Here is a 22113-nt window from a genome sequence, read left to right as displayed (position 1 = left end):
GGAGCTTCATTCCCGGTCGGCAGAAGAAAACTGCATGACCGAGAATGTTGCGTCACTTCGTTCCGTCAAGGTGGCTACACCCCCTTGCGCCGCTAATGCGGCTATCCCCTGTGGACTTGCCGTCCGCAAACAGCATAAAATGCTGTTCGCCGCCAGCAAGTTTGGAAAAACAAATACCGAAAATCAGACCGTTGACTGGTCGCACTATGCGAAAAGTCGGCGGTCTTTTTTTATCCCCAAAATCAAAAAAGGAGGTCAAGCACAATGACAAAACCGAAAACCCTTGAACAGCTCCGAGCCGAAAAGGAACGAGCCGAGACGCAGCTTGCGCAGGAACAGCACAAGCTGGAGCGTCTGGAGAATCGAAAGAAGTATCTGGAGAAAGGCGAACGCACCAAGCGCACCCACCGCCTTTGCAATCTGGGCGGCACGATTGAGAGCCTTGCCCCGGAGGTCAAAGATCTCACACGCACCGAAATGACAGAGCTGATGGAGTACATCTTTTCTCTGGCAGAAGTCCAGCGAGCCGTCCACCATATGGCGATTACCCACATCAGCCAAGCAAACAGAGAAAAGGAGTTGAAAGTCGATGGCACTATTTCATCTGAGCGTCACGCAGACTAAACGAAGCGCAGGACAGTCCGCTATTGCTTCTGCCGCCTACCGAGCCGGGGAGCGATTGTATAGCGAGTATTACGGCGAATACAGCGACTACACACGCAAGGGCGGCGTGATCTGCTCTGACATTCTCCTGCCGTCCCATGCACCGCCCGAATACGCAGACCGCCAGACGCTATGGAACGCCGTGGAAAAAGCCGAGCGTGGAAAGAACGCCCAGCTTGCATACAGCTTTGACATTGCCTTGCAGAATGAATTTTCCCTTGAGGAAAACATCGCTCTTGCAAGGCAATTTTTGTTGGAGAACTTTGTGAGCCGGGGCATGGTGGTTGACTTCGCCGTACACCAGCCAGACCGGGAGGACGGCGGCATACCAAATCCGCATTTTCATGTGCTTTGCCCCATCCGCCCCATCGAGCAGAACGGCAAATGGGGGCTAAAGCAACGCCGGGTGTACGAGCTGGACGAGGACGGCAACCGTATCCGGGACGCAGACGGAAAGTTTGTGTTCAACGCCGTTCCCACTACCGACTGGGGCAGTCCCGAAACGCTGGAATACTGGCGGCAGACATGGGCGGAGCTATGCAACGCCAAGTTTGCGGAAAAGGGGCTTGACGTTCGTATCGACCACCGAAGCTATGAGCGTCAGGGCGTGGAGCTTCTTCCCACCGTCCATGATGGCGCAACCGTCCGGGCAATGGAGAAGAAAGGCATACGCACCGAGAAAGGCGAGTTCAACCGCTGGATCAGAGCCACCAACGCCGTTATCCGGGACATCAAGAAGAAAATCGCTCTCCTGTTTGATTGGATTGCCGAAGCAAAAGCGGAGCTTGCCAAGCCGCAGGCACCCGACCTTGTTTCTCTGCTGAACGCCTATTACACCCAGCGCAGAGCCGGGGCGTATTCGCAGAAAGGCAAGGTCAGCAATCTAAAGGAGATGAACGAGACTTTCAATTATCTCCGGGCAAACGACATTTACTCCCTTGAAGATTTGGAACACCGTGTCAGCGAACACAGTGCTGCCACAGAGAGCTTGAAGAAAACGCTGGACGAACAGACCGCCCGAATGAAAGCAATTAAGCAGCTCTATGACAGCTCCGCTGCTTTCCAGAGCTTGAAGCCTATCTATGACGGCTTGCAGAAAATCAAGTTTGAGAAGCCCAGAGCCAAGTACAAGGCAGAGCATGAAGCGGAACTGAAACAGTTCTACGCCGCCAGACGAAAGCTGACCGGAGAGTTCCCGGACGGTAAGGTGGATATGAAAAAGCTGTCCGCAGAGTATGACGCTCTGGAACAGGCGCATGAAACCACCTACGGCGAGTTTAAGACCGTCAGAGACGATTTACACCGCCTTTGGAAGGTCAAGTCATGCGTAGATACTGCCGCCCGATTTAACGAGCGTACAGAGGAACAAAAGCTCCAAAATCGACCCCAAACACGACACAAAAAGGAGGATATATCCCGATGAAAAAATACGACTGGAAGAACGAATACAACCCCATCCGCAGAACGGCAAAACGCCTTTTGAGCGGAGAGCCTTTGACCGATGGCAGACCGCTTTCCAATCTAATTGAGCTGGACGAACACACCCGGAAATGCCTTGCCTTTGAAGCCACCCTCACCGACCGTCAGATTGATATGTTGCAGGATTTGGGCTATCTGCCCGTTACCACAAGACAGTACGGTGAGGAATGTGCAAACTGCCCCTATACGCTGGACGAGCGTGAGCATGGCGTTTGCAGACGATGCGCTGTTTTCAAGAAGTAAGGAGGACGCTCATGCAGTACACCCAAGCACAGATTGACCGGGCAAACGCCGTCAGTCTGGAAGATTTTCTCCGCACACAGGGAGAAACGCTTATCAAAAGCGGACGGGAATACCGCTGGAAAGAGCATGACAGTCTGACCGTCCGAGGAAACAAATGGTTTCGCCACAGCCAGAGTAAGGGCGGCTATCCCATTGATTTTGTCATGGAGTTTTACGGAAAGTCCTTTCCCGAAGCCGTCCAGCTCCTGATCGGCGAAAGCGGCGAGGGACAGAGCGAAGCCAGCACAGCACCGCCCACAGCGTTTCACTTGCCCTTGCACAACAGAACAGCCGACAGAGCAATTCAATATCTTTGCGAAAGCCGAGGTCTCAACAAAATGCTTGTTGAGGCTTTTCTTCTTTCCGGGGATATTTACGAAGACGCAAAGCGGCAAAATGAAGCGTTGGTACACCACTACCTGCTTGAAAGCGACTCAAATCCAATTTTTCATATAGATAGAAGATGAACCGGGGATTGTTGCCGTAGAAGTGAGTAACCCACAAAGCCGTGTTATGTGGCCAAAATGCTGACTCGATATAATGCAGGTTCCCGATAGTTCCAGAGCGTCCAGTTACAACTCCGGGACCTCCGACTTTGTATGCATCGTGATATGCGCCAATACCATTGGACATTACAACAGGATACTTACCGGGAACAATTTCTCCAGAAGGCAGGTCAAACCCCCTTTGAAGCGGGGCAATCTGAAGAACCTTACGCTGTTCCCAAGCGGATGAACTGCCATCTGCATGCTGCCTCGGGATAAGACCGATGGATCGGCGGAACTTTCCGCAACCCCATAGACCATGTGTGAATTTCCCAGACCATGACTCATGGCAGATTGCACGACGAAATCAACTAAGATAGTATTTGTATAGATTTCTGATATACAAATGGAGGCTATGATGACATCGTCCATGGTGAACATCCGGCTTGACGAAAACACGAAGAAGGGGATGGCCGAGATTTGCGGCGAACTCGGCATCAGCATGAGCGCCGCCTTCAACATCTTCGCCAAGACGGTCGTGCGCGAACGCCGCATCCCGTTCGAAGTGACCGCGGACCCGTTCTACTCGGCCGAGAACATGGCTCGTGTCCGCAGAGCGGCCGCGAAACTCGACGCGGGCCAAGGCACCGTCCACGGACTGATCGAGGAATGACGTGCTGCTTATCTGGACTGACGAAGCATGGGATGACTACCTCTACTGGCAGTCGCAGGACAAGAAGACACTCAAACGCATCAACAAGATCATCCAGGACATCCAACGCAACGGCGCGGCGAACGGCATCGGCATGCCGGAACCGTTACGCGGAAACCTATCTGGCTATTGGTCTCGTCGCATAGACGACAAGAACCGCATCGTGTACCGCGTCACCGGCGGAGAATCGGACAATCTCGAAATCGCCGTCTGCCGCACCCATTACGGCGACCACTGATACGACGATTCTCAGATCAGCCCCAGCTTCCGGAACGCGTTGGCGATGCCGTCGGCGTGGATGTCGGTGGTCTGGATGTCGCACCATTGCTCGATGCCGTGGATGGCGTTGCCCATGGCGACGGACGTGCCGGCGGCCTTGAGCATGGCCGTGTCGTTGTCGGAGTCGCCCACGGCGATCGTGTCGGCGACATCGATGCCGAGCCGGGCGGCGACCTCGCGCACCGCGGTGCCCTTGTCGACGCCGTTGATGAGCAGTTCGCCATTGTTCGGCGAGATTTTGTCGTACGAGCCGTGCACGAGCGTGAACCACGGCGAGAGGTCGCGTTTCGTCTCCTCGAACGTCACGTCCGGGTCGGGGGCGGTGAAGTACGAGCCCTTGGACACGTGGATCGTCCGTCCCAGCGTGGAGCCTTCCGGCACGTCGACCTCGTCGATCCGATGCCAGAACCGCGCGAACTCGCCGCGGTCGAACGCCTTGCCCTTGGACTTCAAGTGCTTCGCATAGCCTTCCGAAATGTACATGCCGTCCGCACCCTGCCACTGGTAGGCCTCGATGCCGTGCGCCTTGAAATACGCGTCGGCCGCGTCCACCGCCTCGGGGTCGACGAACCGCTGGAACAGGATCTCATCGCCCATGTTCGCCTGCGCGCCGGCCACGGAGACCACGCCGTCGAACCCCAGGTCGAGGATGCTTTTCTCGATCTTCGGCAGGGAGCGTCCGGTGCAGATGAACAGCAGATGCCCGTTCTCCTGAGCCTTGCGGCACGCCTCCTTCGCGGAGTCGGGCACCACGTGCCTTTCGTCCGCCAACGTGCCGTCGATGTCGAGGAACACCAGTTTCTTCGCGCCCATACCGTCTCTCCTTATCCGCGAGTCGTCATAATCCGCCACCATCATACGTTGCGCGCATGGCGGTGCCGGGCCGGTTCCGCGCCCGGCCCGGCACACGCTTCCCCGTCACGCTTCGGCGAGCTGCGTCGTCGCGGCGGCGACCGGCGCGGGGCGGGAGCGGCGGACGCGGCCGACGGCGAGTCCGAGCGCGACGAACGCGACGGCGAACAGCGCGACGATGCCGGTGCCCGTCGCCCAGCCGCCCGCGTCAACGCCGCTGGTGGACGCCGTGCCGATGCCGAGCGCGTCGTCGATCGCCGTGCAATACCACCAGCCGGGCAGCATCCGTCCGACCGCGCGCATCGACTCGGGAATCATGTCCACGGGCAGGGACACGCCCGAGGTGAACAGGAGCAGCAGACCGAACACGTTGGCGAAGCCGTTGGCCATCGTGTCGCTGAACCCCGCCTCGCCGAACAGGAAACCACAGGCGACGGTCATCAGCGCGTACACGCAGGCCGACAGGATCGTCATCGCCGCGCCGGCGGGTGCGAGAGTCGCAGGGTCGAGTCCGGCGGCGAGCATCAGCGCGACCGTGGCAAGCAGGTAGGCGGCGACCACGACGAGCGCGAATCCACACAGGGTGGCCATGCGCTGCATGCCCATCGTCGAGGAGCGTTGCGGTGAGGCGAACAGCCGCCGCCGCGTCTCCCCCGCGTTGAACACGCCGGATACGAGCGCCGTGCACACGGTCATCGCGAGGAACAGCGGGTAGAGGGCGACCTTGATCGTGGAGCCGAAGCCCGCCGCCGTGCGTTCCGCCGCGGACGCGGCATCCGCATCGGCGGCCGCGTCGGTGTGGTCGACCGCAATTGCGTGGTTCGCGTTCTTGTCGCGGGCGAGCGCACGCACCCGTTTCGTCGCGGCGGTGAGATCGTCGAGAGTGGGACGCGCGACGGCACCAGCCGCGCCGGACGCGTCACCCGTACCGCCCACGTTCGCGCCGATCAGTTCGGTGCGCGTGAGCGAGAGGAATCCACCGGTGGCCATCGATGCCATCGACCCGACGCCGGACGTGTAGCTGGTGACGGTCTCGACGGCCGGCACCTTCCCGGATTCCGTGGCGGAGTCGAGCAGCTTGTCCGCGTAGCCGTCCGGGACGATGACGATGAGGTCCACCCAGTTCGAGGCGACCGCCTGCTGCATCGCATGGGAGTCGTCGGCGAGGTCGATCACGTCGTTGTCCGCGGCGAGGTAGGTGCGCAGCGAGGAGGCGACGCCGCCTCGGTCGGAATCCCGGTCGATGACGGCGACGGTGGCGCGACCGGGCTCGTACGCGTCGGCCGTGTCGTCCTTGCCGCCCAGCAGTGCGGATCCGCTGATGGCGAGCATCATCACGCCGATCAACACCAGATAGATGATGATGTACAGCTTGTGCGCGGCGAGCACGCGCAGTGTGGCCTTACAGGTGTTCATAGCGTTGCTCCTTGAGCATGACGACGCCGGCGGCCAGGAACACGGCGCTCATCGCGATGAGCACGCTGCAGGTCGTGGCGAACGGACGGTAGTCGTCGTAGTAGAGGATGTCGTAGAACAGGTTCGTCACCTGTTGGGCGGGATTGATGAGCGCGAGGACGGGCGCATGGCGGGTGATCCAGTCGCTCAGTTCCATCGCGAAGCCGCCGTACAGGCCGGAGAACAGGGACAGCGTGCACGGGATCGCGCTCGTCAGACCGACCTTCACGCTGTTCCGGAGTCCCGGAATCGCGCCGATCATCGTGCCGAACGCGCACGCCATGAACGAGGCGACCGCGACGGCGGCCACGGCGGCCGGCTCACGTCCGCCCAACGGCACGTCGCACACGTAGCGGATATAGGCGAGCGCGATGGTGAGGCTCACGTCGGAGCACAGCCAGCTGGCGAGGAATCCGGCCATGAGCTGCCGGCCGCGGCCGAGCGGCGACACCGTGCGCCGGATGCCCAATGCGGACAGGTTCGCCTGCGCGCTGGTGACCGCGGTGATCGAATACCCCATGGCCATGAGGCAGGCCATACCGAGCAGCGCGTAGAAGTAGCGTGCGGTCACGTTCGGCGTGGAGTTCGTGAGCGTGGTCTCGCGCGTCGTATCCGCGATATTGCCGATGGACGACCAGAACGCGCGTGCCTGCATCGCCTCCGGGTGGCGTTCCAGCAGGTCGCGGGTCGCCGCATCGGTCCGGTTGTACAGGTCGATCACGCTGGAGAGCGCGGCCACGGTGACGGCGCCGTTCGAATCGGTGGCGGACGCGCCCTTCATCGCCTCGGCCGCCCGTGACGACAGGGTCAGTCGGATGCGTCCGTCGCCGTCGACGCGCAGATAGCCCTTCACCGTGCCGTCGGCGAGCTTGTCGCGCGCGTCGCCGACCGTGCCGACCGTTGTGGCGTCGAGCAGTTTGGTGACGGTCGTGCCGGTTACGCTCTTGCCTGTGACGTCGCTCTTGCCGGACAGTCCGTTGATGAACGTCGTCGCGCCGGGCGACTTCGTCCAGTTCGCGTCCTCGACGACCGCCATCGGCATGGCTTCGAGCTCATAGCCTTCCGCCAGATTGCCGAGCAGTCCGTTGAACAGGGTGGCGAGCGCGATCGGGAACACGATGAGCCAGAACAGCGACTGCCTGTTGCGCAGGTTCGTCTTCAACGTCATGACGAATGTGGTCCACATGGGTGCCTCCTTTCCGTGGGGCGTGCGGCGTGTACCGGTCAGTCTCGCAGCGCCTTGCCGGTGAGTTCGAGGAACACGTCGTTCAGGGTGGGCGGCCGGCTGGTGAGGTGGCCGACGTTCACGTTCGCGGCGCGCAGCACGCCGAGCAGGTCGACGAGGTTGTGGTCGCCGCGGCGGCAGCGCACGTCGAGTTCGCGGCCGTTCCAGTTCGCTTCGATGACGAAGCCGAGGGCGCGCACGTGGGCGAGCGTCGTCTCGTCGAGGTCGAGCGTTTCGACGGTGATGCGTTCGCCCGTGTCGATCATGGATTTGAGTTCGTCGGCGGTGCCGAGCGCCAGATGACGGCCGTGGTCCATGATGAGGATGCGGTCGCAGATCTGTTCGACCTCCTCCATGTAGTGGCTCGTGTAGACGACGGTCGCGCCGGCCGCGTTGAGCCGTTCGATGCCTTCGAGGATCGCGTTGCGGCTTTGCGGGTCGACGGCCACGGTCGGCTCGTCGAAGAAGATGAGGTCGGGTTTGTGCGCGACGCCGCACGCGATGTTGAGGCGCCGCAGCAGGCCGCCGGAGAGTTTGCCGGGGCGGAACCGGCGGAATTCGCCGAGTCCGGCGAAGTCGATCGCCTCTTCGACGAGCGGCGCGCGGTCGGCTTTCTTCGGCACGTACAGCGAGCAGAAGTAATCGATGTTCTCTTCGACGGTCAGCTCGTTGAACACGGCGACGTTCTGCGGGACGAGGCCGATGCGCCGTTTGAGCGCGTAGCTGGTCGGGGTCATCGGCTCGCCGAACACGCGGATCGTGCCCGCGTCGTAGGAGAGCAGCGCGAGGATGCAGCTGATGGCCGTGGTCTTGCCGGAGCCGTTGGGGCCGAGCAGGCCGAAGATTTCGCCCTGCCGGATGTCGAGGTCGAAGTGGTCGAGCGCCACCATGTCGCCGTAGCGTTTGACGAGCTTCGACACGCTGATGGCCGGCGTCGCGGCGGTGTCCGGCGTGTCGGCGGTCCGTGTCGCGGTCGTCGTCGGCGTCACGGCGGTCGGCGTCACGGTTGTCGGCGTCGAATTCGCGGTGGTCGTGTGGTCGTACGTCATGTCCGCTCCCTTCCGTGGGTGGTTGTCTCCATCGTCCCACCCGCGCGTGCGCCCCGCCACCTGCAAACGTCACCGATCCGCATGGAGCGGGTGACATTCGTCACCACATGTCCGGAAGGGAGCGGGATGCGGAACGGATCGCAGGGATGTGTCGCGGGAACGGACGGGCGGACGCGGGGCGGTCCGGGATGCGACCGCGGCGAAGCGGGTAGGCTGGATGGTGACGGTTCGGTGCGGACGACGGAGGATCTCATGCGGGCGATGATCGGGAAGGGGCTGTTGCTCGCGCTATGCCTCACGTTCGCGCCGGTCGTGCGCGCGTCCGTGGACGCGGCGCTGGTCACGGCGATGCTTATGGCCGTAATCGTCTCCGGCCTGTCCGAATGGTTGTCCGGAAGACGCAGGGCATTCCTGCCGGCGATGATGTTCTGCCTGATCGCCGTGGTCGTCTCGGATTGTCGTTTGTTCCTGCCGCTCGTCGCCTTCGACATGGCGCGGCTTCCGATGGTCCCGAATCATACGGTCACGAATCATACGAACCATCCGAATCGTCTCGTCACGCTGATGCCGGCCATCGTGCGTTGGCTGTGGGTGGTTCCGCTGGTTCCGGCGGCGGCCGAAGCACGTTTCGGCGGCGGCATCGCCCCGGCGGCGGCGCTGGTCACGGCGACGTGCGTGGGTTTCCTGATGGGCGCGGATTCGCGCGACGTCCCGGTGCTGCGCAAGGCGTTGCGCCGCACCGAGGACCGATTGCGGGAATCGTCGCGTTCGTCCCGGCTCAGAATCGCCGATCTGGACGAGGAACGCGCGCAGTCGGTGCGCATGGCGACGCTCGGCGAGCGCACGCGCATCGCCCGCGACATCCACGACAACGTCGGTCATCTGCTGACGCGCGCGATTATGCAGGCGCAGGCGGGGCGCGCGGTGGCCGACGCCACCGGCGACGCCGTCGCCGCGCGGGGGTTCGGCGCGTTGGGCACGACGTTGGACGATGCGATGACGATGGTGCGCCGATCCGTGCACGATCTGGAGGACGACGGTACCGATGTCGCCGCGCAGATCGAGGATGCGGCCCGGTCGTTCGCCGCATCCGCCGGCACGGGAGCGGGTACCGGCGCGGGAGTCTCCACCAGCACGGGACGGGGTCTGGAAGTGCGTCTAGAGAACGACGTCGATGCGGCTCCCGCGCCGGTCTCGCGGTGTCTTGCGACGGTGATCCGCGAATCGTTGGCGAACGTGGCGCATCACAGCATGGCACGCGAGGCGCGGGTGACGCTGCGCGATTTCCCCGCGTTCTGGCAGCTGGTCGTGTCCGACCCCGGTCCAGCGGTCCCGTCGGGCGACGACGTGGATCCCGTCGGCGCTCCCCCGCACGGCATGGGAATCGCCGACATCGAATCGCGGGTGCGCGCGTTGGGCGGCACCGCGTACTGCGGCCCCTACGATGGGGGTTGGCGCGTGTTCGTCTCGATTCCGAAGGCCCGTTGGGTTCCGGACGGCGATGCGCGGAAAGCCACTGAGACGGGGACACATGGGACTCTCATGACTCATGGGAGCCCCGGAAAGGCGGGTGCATGATGCGTATCGCGATCGTGGATGACGATCCGATCGTCTGCCAGTCGTTGGAGACGATTCTGACCGCCACGGGAGCGGCCGACGTGCTGTGGACGGCGAACGACGGCGACGACGCGGTCGGACGGTATTTCGCCACACCAGACATGCGGCCGGACATCCTGCTCATCGACATCCAGATGCCGGGGCGCGACGGACTCGACGCGGCGCGGGAGATATTGAAGCGCGACCCGGCGGCGCGCATCCTGTTCCTGACCACGTTCGCGGACCGCGCATACATCACGCAGGCGATGGCGTTGGGCGCAAAGGGCTATCTCATCAAACAGGACGTCACGGCCGTGGGTCCGGCGCTTCAGGCGGTGATGGCCGGCCAGGTGGTGCTGGGTTCCGACGTGCTCGGCAAGCTCACCGGCGCGAACACCCCATCCTCCGACGCGGCCGCGCTGGAGTCGATGCTCAACGAGCGTGAGCGCGAGGTGGCGGCGCTCGTGGCCGAGGGATTCGATAACCGCGACATCGCGAAGAGGCTGTGCCTGAGCGAAGGCACGGTGCGCAACCGGGTGAGCGGCGCGCTCGACAAGCTGGGACTGACCAACCGCACCCAGCTTGCCATCCTGTGGATCAACGCCCACCGCTGACACGAATCGAGACCAAAAAGGGACCGGCAGGAACCGGTCCCTTCAAGGAAATCAGACGCAGGTATCCCTCAGGCGGCCCGCGTCAGGCCATCCGTCTTACTCGACGGTGTTGTTCGGCACTTCGATGCCGTTGCCGAACTTGACGTCGCGGGCGGCGGCGACACGGCTCGGCAGGCCGTAGATGTCGATGAAGCCGTTGGAGGACTTCGAGTCGAAGCTGTCGCCGGAATCGTAGGTGGCGAGGTTGTAGTCGTACAGCGAGGTGTCGGAGCGACGGCCGGTGACGACGGCGCGACCGCCGTGCAGCACCATGCGAATCTCGCCGGACACGTACTTCTGGGTGTCCTCGATGAACGCGTTCAGGGACTGGGTGGCCGGGCTGAACCACTGCGCATCGTAGACCAGCTCGCCCCAGCGCTTGTCGATGTCGCGCTTGATGCGGTGCTGCTCGCGCTCGAGGCAGCAGTTCTCGAGCTCCTGATGCGCGGTGATGAGCGCCACGGCGCCCGGGGCCTCGTACAGCTCGCGGGACTTGATGCCGACGAGACGATCCTCGATGAGATCGATGCGGCCGATGCCCTGGGCGCCGGCGCGGCGGTTCATCTCCTCGATGGCCTGCAGCGGGGTGACGTCGCGACCGTCGATCTTGACCGGCACGCCCTGCTTGAACTCGATGACGACCTCGTCCTCGACCGGCGGGAACGCCGGATCGTCGGTGTAGGAGTAGCAGTCCTTGGTCGGACCGTTCCACGGATCCTCGAGGAAGCCGGTCTCGATGGCGCGGCCCCACACGTTCTGGTCGATGGAGTACGGGCTCTTCTCGGTCTGGGTGATCGGCAGCTTGTGCTCCTTGGCGAACGCGATCTCCACGTCGCGGGTGAGCGCGAGGTCACGGATCGGGCTGATGGCCTTCAACGTCGGGTCGATGGAGGCGATGGACACCTCGAAGCGGACCTGATCGTTGCCCTTGCCGGTGCAGCCGTGGGAGATGGTGTCGGCGCCGAACTGGTGGGCGGCGCGCACGAGGTGCTTGGAGATGAGCGGGCGGGAGATGGCGGAGACCAGCGGGTACACGCCCTCGTACATGGCGTTGGCCTTGAGGGCCTTCATGCAGTATTCGTTGGCGAACTCGTCGCGGGCGTCGACCACGTAGGCCTCGACGGCGCCGCAGGCAAGGGCGCGCTGCTTGATGGTCTCGAGGCTCTCGCCGCCCTGACCGACATCGAGGGACACGGCGACGACGTCCTTGCCGGTGCGCTCCTTGAGGTAGGAGATGGCGACGGAGGTGTCGAGGCCGCCGGAGTAGGCGAGCACGAGTCGATTGTTATCTGCCATGGGATGCCTTTCTTCAAAACAAACTGATGCAAGTATATACAGAAGTCTGTATATTTATGCACGGCGTGTCCAGCATGCGTACGCGGGGGTTGTGGGTGGGCCACCGAAGACCACCCTCCGTCGCTGCGCGACACCTCCCGCCAGCGGGAGGACTCTCCGACTCCGTCCAAGGCCGCGCCACCACTGATCCGACACCTCCCGCCAGCGGGAGGACCAGTAGGTCACTTGGAGGCGAGGGCGAGGAGCCAGTCGGCGCGGGCGACGGCGGTGTCGTCGTCCTTGCAGATCGCCATCACCGTGTCGTCGCCGGCGATCGTGCCGAGCAGGCCGTCGATCGGCTGCTTGTCGATCACCGACGCGACGTACTGGGCGGCGCCGGACGGCGTGTGGATGACGATGAGATTGCGGGCCGCCGCGACCGAGGTCACCAGACCGGACAGCACGCGCGACATCTGCGCCTCCGCCTTCGCGGAGTCCTGCTGTTCGTCGCCCGACGCGTCATGGCCGACCGCGTAGGCCATCGTGCCGTCCGGAAGCCGCTTCTTGAACGCGTTCATCTCGTCGAGGTCGCGGCTCAGCGTCGCCTGCGTCACCGCGATGCCCTCGTCGGCGAGAATCGACGACAGCTGGGACTGCGAGGTGATGATGTGCGTGAGCAGCACCTCTTCGATGGCGCTCAGACGCGCGGCGCGCGTGGCCGGACGGTGGAGGGACGGACGCGTTTGGCTCATGCGAGCAGGCTTTCGTCGCCGCGCTGCTTGCCGACCAGCCAGGTGAGCAGCGCCTTCTGCGCGTGCAGACGGTTCTCGGCCTCGTCCCACACGACGGACTGCGGGCCGTCGATCACCGAAGCGGTGACCTCCTTGCCGCGGTAGGCGGGCAGGCAGTGCTGGAACAGCGCGTCGGGCTTGGCGAGCGCCATAAGCTCGTCGTTCACCTGGTAGTTCCAGAACGGCTTGGAGCGGATCGCGTATTCGGCCTCCTCGCCCATCGAGACCCACGTGTCGGTGAACACGCAGTCGGCGTCCTTGACGGCCTCCTTCGCGTCGGTGGTCACGAGGATGGAGCCGCCGTTCTCGGCCGCGATGCGTTCGGCGTCGGCGACGATGTCCGGGCGGGGCAGATAGCCCTGCGGGCCGGCGACGCGCACGTGCATGCCGGCGACGGCACCGCCGAGCAGGTACGAGTTGGACATGTTGTTGGCCGCGTCGCCCACGTAGGCGATGGTCTTGCCCTTGAGCGCGTCCACGCCGCCGCGGAACTGCGCGATGGTGAGGAAGTCGGCGAGGATCTGGCAGGGGTGGAAGTCGTCGGTCAGCGCGTTGACGACCGGGCAGGTGGCGTGCGCGGCCATCTCCTCGACGCGGTCCTGGCCGAACGTGCGCCACACGAGGCCGTAGGCCATGCGGGTGAGCACCTCGGTGGTGTCGCCGACCGGCTCGCCGCGGCCCAGCTGGGAGCCGGACTTGTCGATGACGAGCGGGTAGCCGCCGAGTTCGGCCACGCCGATGGAGAAGCTGGAGCGGGTGCGGGTGGAGGGCTTGTCGAACAGCACGGCGACGGCCTGCGGGCCGGCGAACGGCTGGCGGTAGAAGCGGTTCTCGCGGAACTTCATGCCGAGTTCGAGGACCTGCTTCTGCTCCTCGTGGTTGAGGTCGTCGTCGCGCAGCATGTGGCGCAGTTCGGGGGTCATGGTGGTTGTCCTTTCGGGTGTGCGGGTGGCGGGCGGTTGCGGTCAGTCGTCGGGAAGGTCGCCGGGAACGGCCTTGAGGATGGCGAGCGCCTCGTCGATGTCCTTCTCGGAGACGATGAGCGGCGGGGCGAAACGCAGGGCGTCGGCGCGCACCGCGTTGACGATGAGGCCGCGTTCGAGGCACCAGTTCATCACGGCGTGGGCGCACGGGTGGGCGAGTTCGACGGCGTCGAGCAGGCCGCGGCCGCGCGTGGAGACGTACAGCGGGTTGCCGCCGGCCATGATGCCGTCGCGCAGCTGCCTGCCGCGCGCTTCGGCGTTGGCGACGAGGCCGTCCTCCTCGATCACGTCGAGCGTGGCGAGCGCCGCGGCAGCGCCGAGCGGGTTGCCGGCGAAGGTGGAGCCGTGGGAGCCAGGCGTGAACAGGGCGGAGAGCTTCTCGCCGAAGGCGATCATGCCGCCCATCGGGAAGCCTCCGGCCACGCCCTTGGCGAACGTGACCATGTCGGGCGTGATGCCGCCGGACAGGTCCTCGCGCTGGAACGCGAACCATGCGCCGGTGCGGCCGATGCCGGTCTGTACCTCGTCGATGATGAGCAGCGCGTGGTTGATGTCGCACATCTCGCGCACCTTCTTGACGTAGTCGGCGCCAAGAGGTTTGACGCCGGCTTCGCCCTGGATGAGCTCCATGATGACGGCGGCGACCGGGCCCTTGCCGTAGTGGCCGACGCCGGTCTCGCTGAACGCCTCGTAGAGGGAGAGCGGGTCGCCGGCGCGCACGAATTCGATGTTGGGCACGAGCGGGCCGAACGGCTTGCGGATGGCGGGCTTCCATGTGGCGGACAGCGCGCCGAGCGTGCGGCCGTGGAAGCCGTTGGTCAGGGCGATGATGCGCGCCGGCTTGCCGCCCATCGCGGGCGCGGCACCAGGCAGCGTGCGGCCGTACAGTTTGGCGAGCTTCAGTGCAGCCTCGTTGCCTTCCGCGCCGGAGTTGCCGAAGTACACGTGGGAGCCTTCGGGCGCGCCGGCCAGTTTGACGAGGCGCGCGGCGAGTTCGATCTGCGGCTCGGTGGCGAAGTAGTTGCTCACGTGCGCGACCTTCGCGGCCTGTTCGGCGACGGCCTTCACCCACTTGGGGTGCGCGTAGCCGATCGAGTTGACGGCGATGCCGCCGAGGAAGTCGAGGTATTCGTTGCCGTCGACGTCCCACACGCGGGCGCCCTGACCGTGGTCCATGACGCGCAGCGGCGTACCGAACACGTTCATGTGGACCTGGGAGTACTCCCCCAGCCACTGGGAATCCTTGGGGCCGAGCGGTTCCGGGACCGCGGCGGAAGTGGTGTTGTTCACGTCAGAAGACATAGGAGCTCCTCATTTCGATGCCGTCCTCGGGCACGACCATGGTGCCGATGCCGGCGGAGGTGAAAATCTCGTTCAGGATGGAGTGCGGCTTGCGGCCGTCGATGATGTGCGCCTGGGGCACGCCGCCGTCGATGGCGCGCACGCACGCCTCCATCTTCGGGCGCATGCCGGATTCGAGATCGGGCAGCATGTCACGCAGGTTCTCCACGCCGATGCGGCCGATCAGCGAGTTGCGGTCCGGCCAGTCGGCGTACAGGCCGTCCACGTCGGTGAGGATGACGAGCTTGTGCGCGCCGACGGCGGAGGCGAGCGCGGCGGCCGCGGAGTCGGCGTTCACGTTGAGCACTTCGGTGGCGTCGTCCTCGTTCGGCGCGACCGAGGAGACGACGGGGATGCGGCCCGCGTTGACGAGGTCCTCGACGGCGGAGGCGTCGACGGAGACGACGTCGCCGACGAGGCCGATGTCGGTGGGTTTGCCGTCGATGACGGGCCGGCGCTGCATGGCGGAGAACAGGCCACCGTCCTCACCGGAAAGCCCGACGGCGAGCGGGCCGTGCGCGTTGATGAGGCCGACGAGCTCACGCGACACCTTGCCGGTGAGCACCATGCGCACCACGTCCATCGCCTCGGGCGTGGTGACCCTCAGACCGCCCTTGAACTCGGACTTGATGCCGAGCGCCTTGAGCATCTGGGAAATCTGCGGCCCGCCGCCGTGCACGACGATCGGGTGCAGGCCCACCTGGCGCAGGAACACCATGTCCTCGGCGAAGCACTGCTTCAGGTGTTCGTCGATCATCGCGTTGCCGCCGTACTTGACGACGATGCGCTGGCCGGCGAACTCCTCGAGCCACGGCAGCGCCTCGATGAGCACTTCGGCCTTCTGGTCGGCGCGCAGGTCGGTGTGCACGTCGAAATGGAATCCGGGTCCCTTCAGTTCAGTAGACATGTTCTTCTTTCGTTTATCGCCGCCTCTTCAACGGAAAACGAGGGGCGGCTGCCGATATTCGTCGTCAGACCGTAAAGACTTGGCCTGAGCGGCCCGGAGCGTGTCGGATGATGAATATCGGCAGCCGCCCCGGGCACCGCCGGAACTAGCTTTCGTAGTCCGCGTTGATGTGGACGTATTCGTGGGTGAGGTCGTCGGTCCAGACGGTCGCCTCGGCGTCCCCGGCGTTCAGGTCGATGTCGATGTGGACCTCGCGCGGGGTCATGTCGACTTCGGAGCGGTCGCGTCCGGCGCCGCCGTTCTCGCAGATGCGCACGCCGTTGACGTCGACGGTCACCTTGTCGGACTCGTAGGGCGCGACTTCCGGCGGCACGGTGCCGAGCGAGGAGACGATGCGCCCCCAGTTCGGGTCGTTGCCGCTGATCGCGCACTTGAGCAGGTTGGAGGCGGCGACGGCGCGGCCGCAGGCGAGCGCCGCGTCCTCGGTGGTGGCGCCGGTGACGGTGATGCGGATGTCGTGGCTGGCGCCTTCGCCGTCGCCGATGATCTGGCGGGCGAGGGAGGCGCAGGCGTCTTTGACGAGCTTGTTGAACTCGTCCTTGTCGGGTTCGACGCCCGAGGCGCCGGAGGCGAGCAGGAGCACCGTGTCGTTGGTGGACATGCAGCCGTCCACGTCGATGCGGTTGAACGAGTGTTCGGTGGCGACGGCGAGCGCGGCCTGGAGCTGCCCGGCGGAGACGACGGCGTCGGTGGTGATGACGCACAGCATGGTGGCCAGCTGCGGGGCGATCATGCCGGAGCCCTTGACCATGCCGCCGATCCTCCAGCCATTGGAACCTTCGAGTTCGACGGTCTTGGGCTTGGTGTCGGTGGTCATGATGGCGTGGGAGGCGTCCGCGCCGGCTTCCGGCGTGGCGGCGAGCGCCGCGTGGGCGGCCTTCGCGCCGTCGAGCACGTGGTCGAGCGGCAGCAGTTCGCCGATGAGGCCGGTGGAGCACACGGCCACGTCGTCCGGTTCCGTGCCGACGAGCGCGGCGACGGTCTCGGCGGTGGCCTTGGACTGCGCGTAGCCTTCCGCTCCGGTGCACGCGTTGGCGCCGCCGGAGTTGAGGATCACGGCCTTGACGTGGCCGTCGGCGACGACCTTGCGCGACCACTGGACGGGCGCGGCGCAGAAACGGTTGGAGGTGAACACGCCGGCGGCCGCGTCGAGCGGGCCGTTGTTGACGACGAGTGCGAGATCCTTCTTGCCGGCGACGGCGGAGATGCCCGCCTCGACGCCGGATGCGGCGAATCCTTGTGCGAATGTGACGCTCACGGGGCGACTCCGATCTTGGTCAGGCCCTGGTCTTCGGGAAGGCCGAGGGCGATGTTCAGGGACTGCACCGCCTGGCCGGCGGTGCCGCGGTTGAGGTTGTCGATGGCGGCGAAGGCGATGATGCGGCCGGCCTTGCGGTCGGTGACGACCTGGATGTGGGCGGCGTTCGAGCCGATGATGTTCGCCGTGGCGGGCAGGGTGCCTTCCGGCAGCAGCACCATGAAGTCCTGGTCTTCGTAGGCGTGGGCCCACACGTCGCGGATCGCCGCGTCGCTCAGGTGCTTCGCCTTGTCGGTCATCTTCGCGCTCACGCAGGCGAGGATGCCGCGCGACATGGGCGCGAGCACCGGCGTGAAGCCGAGCGTGAACCCGCTGGCGGCAGCGGCGTCGAGGCCGGCGGCGTGCGCGAGGTTCTGCAGGATCTCGGGGATGTGGCGGTGCGTGCCGCCCACGCCGTACGGCAGGGCGGAGCCGAACGCCTCGGCGGCGAGCAAGTTGGTGCGCTTGAGGTTCTTGCCGGCGCCGGAGTAGCCGACGACGAGATCGGCGACGATGTCCGTGTGCTCGACGAGGCCTTCGGCGACGCCGGGCTGCAGGGCCAGCGTGGTGGCGGTCACGTTGCAGCCGGGGCCGGCGATGCGCTTGGTTCCAGGCAATGCGGCGCGCTGGCGCGTGTACGAGCCGTCGGCGGCCTTGCCGGTGATGAGCTCGGGCATGCCGTAGGTCCAATGCTCGTAGAAGTCGCCGCCGTAGAACTCGTCCCACGCGCTTTGCTCTTCGAGACGGTGGTCGGCGCCGAGGTCGACGACGACCGCGTCCGGGTCGAGCTGGGACGCCAGCTTGCCGGAGGCTCCGTGCGGCAGCGCGAGGATGATCACGTCATGGCCGTTCAGGACTTCGGGGGTGGTGTCTTCGACGGTCAGATCCGCCAGCTGCGGGATGTGCGGCATGTGCTTGCCGAGCTTGTCCCCCACCGAGGAGTGGCCCGCCACGCAGGTCACCTCGAACGCGGGATGGGCGGCCAGAATGCGCAGCGCCTCGCCTCCCGCATAACCCGTGGCACCCGCCACGGCCACCGTGTATTTCGCCATATCACGTCCTTCACTTCATGGGCAATACCCACGAGCATACATACCTATGCAGACTATTGCATAATTATGTAATCACGTGTCGAGACGGCACATGGACGGCGAGGCGCACCTCACCGTCATCGTTCACGCGATTGGCGTGGTCACGTGGTCATCGTGTCGCCGGAACCGGAACCTCCGCCGACCATATTGAGCATCTGGTTGGTGAGGTCGGTCACGTCGACGCCGTTGACCCACATCCAGATCTGCACCGCGGTGGTGATGAGGTTGATGACGATCGCGGCGATGGCGAGCCCGCGGCCCTTCATATGGAAGGTGCCGGTGCGCCACACGGAGATGACGCCCATGATGGTCGGCAGCAGGGGCACGCTGAAGACGAGCGCGAACACGAAGGCGATGATCGCGTAGGAGTCCCAGCGCCCGTACAGCGGGTTCTGATTGGGGTCGTTCACGTCGATGCCGTAGAAGTAGCGCGGCGTATGACCGTCGTTCGCACCGTTGCCCGGGGCCGTTGGATTCCCGTTCGACGCGTACGGACCGTTCGACGCGTAGGGGCCGTTCTGCGGATACGGGCCGTTCGGCCCCTGCTGTCCGTACGGTCCTTGCTGTCCGTACTGTCCCTGCGGCCCGCCGTACGGGCCGTTCTGCCCGTATCCGCCGGGATACGCCGCGCCCGGCGTACGCTGGGGCATCCGCTGTTGCGACGTCTGCGCGGACTCCCCCGCATCGTCCTTCTGCGGCTCGGGGTCGGGCGCACCATAGAGATACGGATTGTAGTTCGGACCGAACTGGCTCAGCATCGCGCCGTAGTCGGGCTGCGCGTATTGGCCGTACTGCGGCTGGGACTGGGGGCGCGGGGATTGCCCCGGCGCCGTCTGAACCCCCGATGGCGGCTGCGACGGTGTCTCCCCGGATACGACGGGACCCGGTGAGCCCGCGCCCGGTGCGACGCCGTTCCCTCCCGTCTGCTGTGCGGGATCGTTCGGCTGCTGTCCGGGTGCGCTCATCGGGTCCTCCTCGTGTTGCACCTTATGTTAACTTATGTCGTTTCGCTTTCGGCCCAGCGGTTCAGGCGCGCAGCTGCGCGCCGAGCTCCGCGGCCTTGTCGACGATGGCCTTGCGGATCGCCTCGCTGTCTTCGGCGGACAGGGTCTTGTCGGGCGAACGGAACACCACCGCGAAGGCGAGGGACTTCTTGCCCTCACCGACCTGCTCGCCGGTGAACACGTCGAACAGTTCGATGGATTCGAGGTTCGCGCCGGCGGCCTCACGCACCACGTCTTCGAGCTGGGCGGCGGTCACCGTGTCGTCCACGGTGAAGGCGAGATCCTGCTTGACGGGTGGGAACGTGGAGATCGGCTTGGCCTGCACCGGCTTGCCGTCGAGCGTGGCGAACAGCGCGGTGAGGTTCAGCTCGAACGCGGCGGAGTGCTCGGGGAAGCCGAGCGCCTCGTTGACGTGCGGGTGAAGCTCGCCGACGAAGCCGACGAACGTGCCGGCGGCGTTCACGCGGGCGAAGCGGCCCGGATGCCACTGGGCGGGCACGTCGGCGGCGGCCGGCTGCTCCAGCTCGATGGCGGCGCCGAGACGGTCGGCGATGCGATGCACGGCCTCGACCGCGTCGGACCAGTCGACCGGGCGCTTGCCGCCCAGCCAGCCGGTGTTCTCGGCGAGACCGGTCAGGATGCCGGCCACATGGTCGGGCTGGTCGGGCAGGCCGGCGTCGAGCGCGGCGAGCTGCTCCGGCGTGGGCTTCACGCCGCCGGGCAGGGCCGGGATGGCGGGCGCGTCCGGGTTCCACAGGTACACGTGGCCGAGCTCGTAGAGCGACACGTTCTCGATGCCGCGGCGGATGTTGCGCTGCACGGTCGCGGCGAGCGTGGGCAGGATGTGGCGACGCAGGTACGGGCGGTCGCCGTACAGCGGGTTCGCGATCTCGACGCTGACCTTCTTGGTGGCCTCAGCGTCGTAGCCGAACGCCTTGTAGTCGTTGTCGCCCACGAACGGGTAGCTCAGGGCCTCCACCATGCCGTATTCGGCGAGCTCGTCGGCGACGCGGCGACGGCGCAGCTGGTCGGCGGTCAGGCCGACCTCGCCCTTGACCGGCGCCGGCGGCACGGTAACGGGAATCTCGTCGTAGCCGACGAGGCGCGCGACCTCCTCGACCAGATCGCACGGCTCGTTCAGATCCGGACGCCAGGTGGGCGGGGTGACGGAGAACTCGCCGTTGCCGCCGCCGGCCACAGTGCAGCCGATGTCAGTGAGGATGTCGGAAATGGCGTTCACGCCGGTGTCGAGACCGGCGACGCGCTTGACCTCCGTGGCCTTGAAGTGGATGGCCTTGCGGCGGTGCGTGTTGTTCACGTCGGTCGGCTTCTCGCTGGCCTCGCCGTCGCCGTACTTGATGAGCAGGTCGGCGGCCATCTGCGCGGCGGCCGGCTGCAGCTGGTAGTCGACGCCGCGTTCGAAGCGGCGAGACGCCTCGGACGGGATCTTGTGGCGGCGGGCGGAACGCGCGATGGACACCTGATCGAAGTGCGCGGCTTCGAGCAGGATGTTCTTCGTCTCCGCGGTCACCTCGCCGTACAGGCCGCCCATCACGCCGGCGAGACCGATGATGCGCGAGGCTCGCTGGCCGTTCGGCGAATCGGTGATGAGCAGGTCCTCGGGGCTGAGCTCATGCTCCTTGCCGTCGAGGGTGACGAGCTTCTCGCCCTCGTTCGCGCGGCGCACGACGATCGGGCCTTCGAGCTTGTCCAGATCGTAGGCGTGCATCGGCTGGCCGAGGTCGAGCATCACGTAGTTGGTGACGTCCACGGCGAGCGAGATGGAGCGCACGCCGGCGCGGATGAGACGACGACGCATCCAGTTCGGCGTGCGCGCGGACGGGTCGAAGCCGCGGATGGCGCGCGCATAGTAGCGGTCGCAGCCGGGCACGCCGTGGATCGGGTTGTCGTCCTCGATCTCGACCTGCACGTCCGGCACGGTGCCGGAGGCCTCGCCGGCGGCGACAGGCACCTTCGCGTTGAGCTCCTTGACCGGGTCCGTGTACGCGGCGCCGGTGGAGTGGTGGTATTCGCGGGCCACGCCGCGGTAGGACAGCGTGTAGCCGCGGTCCGGGGTGATGTTGATCTCCAGCAGCGGCTGGTCGAGGTGCAGCAGGTGCATCGCGTCGTCGCCGGGCTTGAGGGCCTCGTACTCCTCCTCGGTGAACCCGTAGTGGCGCAGCAGGATGATGCCGTTGTGGTCGTCGCCGAGGCCGAGCTCGCGCTCGGAGGCGCACATGCCGTTGGAGATGTGGCCATACGTCTTGCGCGGCTCGATGCGGAAGTCACCGGGCAGCACGGCGCCCGGAAGCGTGACGACGACCTTCTCGCCGGCGGCCATGTTCGGCGCGCCGCAGATGATGCCGCGCGGCACCTTGTTGCCGTTCTCGTCGGTCTCGTTGTATTCGTCGCCGACGTCGACATGGCACCAGTTGATGATCTTGCCGTTCTTCTGCGGTTCCGGCGTCGCGTCGACCACGTAGCCGACGACGATCGGACCGGTCACCTGGGAGGCGTGGATCTCCTCCTCCTCGAGACCGACCTTGACCAGGTCCTTGGCCAGCTGCTCGTAGGTGAGGTCGGACGGAACCTCGACGTGCTCCTTGAGCCAATCGATATCAACCATAGGCATGG

At 65.2% G+C, this 22113-nt stretch carries 22 protein-coding genes; 8 read left to right on the top strand and 14 right to left on the bottom strand.

Annotated features, from left to right (window positions below; all coding sequences use genetic code 11):
• The first annotated feature begins 34 nt into the window (after window positions 1-34).
• The 4 genes from AC1AYD_RS06465 to AC1AYD_RS06450 are packed head-to-tail and all read left to right on the top strand — an operon-like array spanning window position 35 to window position 2385.
• Window positions 35-268, top strand: coding sequence for a hypothetical protein (locus AC1AYD_RS06465; protein WP_084686030.1), 234 nt, complete (start codon window positions 35-37; stop codon window positions 266-268).
• A complete protein-coding gene (locus AC1AYD_RS06460; protein WP_034526285.1) occupies window positions 265-624 on the top strand; it encodes a DUF3847 domain-containing protein in 360 nt (119 codons plus the stop codon). Before AC1AYD_RS06465 ends, AC1AYD_RS06460 begins: the two co-directional genes overlap by 4 nt.
• Window positions 590-2086: a MobQ family relaxase gene (gene mobQ, locus AC1AYD_RS06455; protein ID WP_033495402.1), complete on the top strand. Its 1497-nt coding sequence runs from the start codon at window positions 590-592 to the stop codon at window positions 2084-2086. The genes AC1AYD_RS06460 and mobQ overlap by 35 nt, the downstream gene beginning before the upstream one ends.
• The gene (locus AC1AYD_RS06450) at window positions 2083-2385 is read left to right on the top strand and encodes a hypothetical protein (RefSeq protein WP_033495400.1); all 303 of its coding nucleotides are present in this window, start codon (window positions 2083-2085) and stop codon (window positions 2383-2385) included. The genes mobQ and AC1AYD_RS06450 overlap by 4 nt, the downstream gene beginning before the upstream one ends.
• 369 nt (window positions 2386-2754) lie before the next feature.
• On the opposite strand, the gene AC1AYD_RS06445 is transcribed toward AC1AYD_RS06450, so the two are convergent.
• Window positions 2755-3099: a restriction endonuclease subunit S gene (locus AC1AYD_RS06445; RefSeq protein WP_476544881.1), complete on the bottom strand. Its 345-nt coding sequence runs from the start codon at window positions 3097-3099 to the stop codon at window positions 2755-2757.
• Window positions 3100-3339: 240 nt separating this feature from the next.
• On the opposite strand from AC1AYD_RS06445, the gene AC1AYD_RS06440 reads away from it, so the two are divergent.
• Window positions 3340-3582: a type II toxin-antitoxin system RelB/DinJ family antitoxin gene (locus AC1AYD_RS06440; protein WP_476544854.1), complete on the top strand. Its 243-nt coding sequence runs from the start codon at window positions 3340-3342 to the stop codon at window positions 3580-3582.
• Between the two features lies 1 nt (window position 3583).
• Entirely contained in the window at window positions 3584-3859 is a 276-nt protein-coding gene (locus tag AC1AYD_RS06435) for a Txe/YoeB family addiction module toxin (RefSeq protein WP_034526296.1), read from the top strand.
• Window positions 3860-3870: 11 nt separating this feature from the next.
• On the opposite strand, the gene AC1AYD_RS06430 is transcribed toward AC1AYD_RS06435, so the two are convergent.
• The 4 genes from AC1AYD_RS06430 to AC1AYD_RS06415 form a co-directional block, all read right to left on the bottom strand.
• Window positions 3871-4713 carry an HAD family hydrolase gene (locus tag AC1AYD_RS06430; protein ID WP_476544853.1) on the bottom strand — a complete coding sequence of 281 codons (843 nt, stop codon included), beginning with the start codon at window positions 4711-4713 and terminating at the stop codon, window positions 3871-3873.
• Window positions 4714-4818: 105 nt separating this feature from the next.
• Window positions 4819-6168 (bottom strand): ABC transporter permease, encoded by a 1350-nt coding sequence (locus AC1AYD_RS06425; RefSeq protein ID WP_476544852.1) that lies wholly within the window; start codon window positions 6166-6168, stop codon window positions 4819-4821.
• Window positions 6155-7393 (bottom strand): ABC transporter permease, encoded by a 1239-nt coding sequence (locus AC1AYD_RS06420; RefSeq protein ID WP_476544851.1) that lies wholly within the window; start codon window positions 7391-7393, stop codon window positions 6155-6157. The genes AC1AYD_RS06425 and AC1AYD_RS06420 overlap by 14 nt, the downstream gene beginning before the upstream one ends.
• A 38-nt stretch (window positions 7394-7431) precedes the next feature.
• Window positions 7432-8481: an ABC transporter ATP-binding protein gene (locus tag AC1AYD_RS06415; RefSeq protein WP_476544850.1), complete on the bottom strand. Its 1050-nt coding sequence runs from the start codon at window positions 8479-8481 to the stop codon at window positions 7432-7434.
• Window positions 8482-8733: 252 nt separating this feature from the next.
• Here AC1AYD_RS06415 and AC1AYD_RS06410 point away from each other — a divergent pair, with 252 nt between their 5' ends.
• Entirely contained in the window at window positions 8734-10059 is a 1326-nt protein-coding gene (locus tag AC1AYD_RS06410; RefSeq protein ID WP_476544849.1) for a sensor histidine kinase, read from the top strand.
• Window positions 10059-10691 carry a response regulator transcription factor gene (locus AC1AYD_RS06405; protein ID WP_476544880.1) on the top strand — a complete coding sequence of 211 codons (633 nt, stop codon included), beginning with the start codon at window positions 10059-10061 and terminating at the stop codon, window positions 10689-10691. Before AC1AYD_RS06410 ends, AC1AYD_RS06405 begins: the two co-directional genes overlap by 1 nt.
• 96 nt (window positions 10692-10787) lie before the next feature.
• Here AC1AYD_RS06405 and AC1AYD_RS06400 read toward each other — a convergent pair whose 3' ends face one another.
• From AC1AYD_RS06400 to pheT, 9 genes are all read right to left on the bottom strand, one after another.
• Window positions 10788-12026 (bottom strand): argininosuccinate synthase, encoded by a 1239-nt coding sequence (locus AC1AYD_RS06400; RefSeq protein WP_476502090.1) that lies wholly within the window; start codon window positions 12024-12026, stop codon window positions 10788-10790.
• 221 nt (window positions 12027-12247) lie between these two features.
• Window positions 12248-12757: an arginine repressor gene (locus AC1AYD_RS06395; protein WP_476544848.1), complete on the bottom strand. Its 510-nt coding sequence runs from the start codon at window positions 12755-12757 to the stop codon at window positions 12248-12250.
• On the bottom strand, window positions 12754-13719 hold the full coding sequence (gene argF, locus AC1AYD_RS06390) for an ornithine carbamoyltransferase (RefSeq protein ID WP_476544847.1): 966 nt from the start codon (window positions 13717-13719) through the stop codon (window positions 12754-12756). Before argF ends, AC1AYD_RS06395 begins: the two co-directional genes overlap by 4 nt.
• A 42-nt stretch (window positions 13720-13761) precedes the next feature.
• A complete protein-coding gene (locus AC1AYD_RS06385; protein ID WP_051922746.1) occupies window positions 13762-15081 on the bottom strand; it encodes an acetylornithine transaminase in 1320 nt (439 codons plus the stop codon).
• Window positions 15071-16027: an acetylglutamate kinase gene (gene argB / locus AC1AYD_RS06380; protein WP_034526273.1), complete on the bottom strand. Its 957-nt coding sequence runs from the start codon at window positions 16025-16027 to the stop codon at window positions 15071-15073. Before argB ends, AC1AYD_RS06385 begins: the two co-directional genes overlap by 11 nt.
• Before the next feature lie 145 nt (window positions 16028-16172).
• The gene (gene argJ, locus AC1AYD_RS06375) at window positions 16173-17345 is read right to left on the bottom strand and encodes a bifunctional glutamate N-acetyltransferase/amino-acid acetyltransferase ArgJ (protein WP_034526271.1); all 1173 of its coding nucleotides are present in this window, start codon (window positions 17343-17345) and stop codon (window positions 16173-16175) included.
• Window positions 17342-18436, bottom strand: coding sequence for an N-acetyl-gamma-glutamyl-phosphate reductase (gene argC, locus AC1AYD_RS06370; RefSeq protein ID WP_034526269.1), 1095 nt, complete (start codon window positions 18434-18436; stop codon window positions 17342-17344). Before argC ends, argJ begins: the two co-directional genes overlap by 4 nt.
• A gap of 140 nt (window positions 18437-18576) precedes the next feature.
• Complete coding sequence (locus AC1AYD_RS06365; protein ID WP_034526268.1) at window positions 18577-19440, bottom strand: hypothetical protein; 864 nt, start codon at window positions 19438-19440, stop codon at window positions 18577-18579.
• Window positions 19441-19501: 61 nt separating this feature from the next.
• Window positions 19502-22111: a phenylalanine--tRNA ligase subunit beta gene (gene pheT, locus AC1AYD_RS06360; protein ID WP_476544846.1), complete on the bottom strand. Its 2610-nt coding sequence runs from the start codon at window positions 22109-22111 to the stop codon at window positions 19502-19504.
• Window positions 22112-22113 lie beyond the last annotated feature (2 nt).

Source organism: Bifidobacterium sp. LH_426 (assembly GCF_056356875.1).
This window is presented reverse-complemented; position numbering and strand designations above follow the sequence as displayed.

Coding starts and splice junctions, on each gene's coding strand:
- argB (WP_034526273.1), bottom strand. CDS start 16,027: ATGTCTACTGAACTGAAGGGACCCGGATTCCATTTCGACGTGCACACC.
- AC1AYD_RS06465 (WP_084686030.1), top strand. CDS start 35: ATGACCGAGAATGTTGCGTCACTTCGTTCCGTCAAGGTGGCTACACCC.
- AC1AYD_RS06440 (WP_476544854.1), top strand. CDS start 3,340: ATGGTGAACATCCGGCTTGACGAAAACACGAAGAAGGGGATGGCCGAG.
- AC1AYD_RS06450 (WP_033495400.1), top strand. CDS start 2,083: ATGAAAAAATACGACTGGAAGAACGAATACAACCCCATCCGCAGAACG.
- AC1AYD_RS06400 (WP_476502090.1), bottom strand. CDS start 12,026: ATGGCAGATAACAATCGACTCGTGCTCGCCTACTCCGGCGGCCTCGAC.
- AC1AYD_RS06395 (WP_476544848.1), bottom strand. CDS start 12,757: ATGAGCCAAACGCGTCCGTCCCTCCACCGTCCGGCCACGCGCGCCGCG.
- AC1AYD_RS06430 (WP_476544853.1), bottom strand. CDS start 4,713: ATGGGCGCGAAGAAACTGGTGTTCCTCGACATCGACGGCACGTTGGCG.
- AC1AYD_RS06415 (WP_476544850.1), bottom strand. CDS start 8,481: ATGACGTACGACCACACGACCACCGCGAATTCGACGCCGACAACCGTG.
- AC1AYD_RS06365 (WP_034526268.1), bottom strand. CDS start 19,440: ATGAGCGCACCCGGACAGCAGCCGAACGATCCCGCACAGCAGACGGGA.
- AC1AYD_RS06420 (WP_476544851.1), bottom strand. CDS start 7,393: ATGTGGACCACATTCGTCATGACGTTGAAGACGAACCTGCGCAACAGG.
- AC1AYD_RS06405 (WP_476544880.1), top strand. CDS start 10,059: ATGCGTATCGCGATCGTGGATGACGATCCGATCGTCTGCCAGTCGTTG.
- AC1AYD_RS06410 (WP_476544849.1), top strand. CDS start 8,734: ATGCGGGCGATGATCGGGAAGGGGCTGTTGCTCGCGCTATGCCTCACG.
- mobQ (WP_033495402.1), top strand. CDS start 590: ATGGCACTATTTCATCTGAGCGTCACGCAGACTAAACGAAGCGCAGGA.
- argF (WP_476544847.1), bottom strand. CDS start 13,719: ATGACCCCCGAACTGCGCCACATGCTGCGCGACGACGACCTCAACCAC.
- pheT (WP_476544846.1), bottom strand. CDS start 22,111: ATGCCTATGGTTGATATCGATTGGCTCAAGGAGCACGTCGAGGTTCCG.
- argC (WP_034526269.1), bottom strand. CDS start 18,436: ATGGCGAAATACACGGTGGCCGTGGCGGGTGCCACGGGTTATGCGGGA.
- AC1AYD_RS06425 (WP_476544852.1), bottom strand. CDS start 6,168: ATGAACACCTGTAAGGCCACACTGCGCGTGCTCGCCGCGCACAAGCTG.
- AC1AYD_RS06385 (WP_051922746.1), bottom strand. CDS start 15,081: ATGTCTTCTGACGTGAACAACACCACTTCCGCCGCGGTCCCGGAACCG.
- AC1AYD_RS06460 (WP_034526285.1), top strand. CDS start 265: ATGACAAAACCGAAAACCCTTGAACAGCTCCGAGCCGAAAAGGAACGA.